This window comes from Dellaglioa sp. CoH-55-MRSF-7, assembly GCF_056782235.1.
Genome location: NZ_JBXAYI010000202.1, coordinates 1 through 252, shown reverse-complemented (window position 1 = coordinate 252; position 252 = coordinate 1). Strand labels below are relative to the sequence as shown.

The 252-nt window shown below is 65.9% G+C and carries 1 protein-coding gene; it reads left to right on the top strand.

From position 1 onward, the window contains the following. Nucleotides 1-252, top strand: a 252-nt coding sequence (locus AC1RPU_RS08395; protein ID WP_481769714.1) for a hypothetical protein, incomplete at its 5' end; no start/stop codon positions are given.

The window sequence follows — 252 nt, the reverse complement described above, 5'->3', positions numbered from 1 at the left end:
GTGGCCGAGGTGGCCGCCCGGCAGCTGCGCCCGCACGGCGTTGCCAGCGTTGCCCTGCACCCGGGCCTCGTGCGTACCGAAGGCGTGATGCAGTTCGCGGACTTCCTCGATCTGTCGCAATCCCAATCCCCCGAGGGAGTCGGCCGAGTGGTAGCGGCCCTCGCTAAGGACCCTCAGCTAGAGACGCTCTCCGGGCAAATTCTTACCGTCAGCGAACTCGCCCTGCGTTACAGCATCGAAGCACTCACGTGA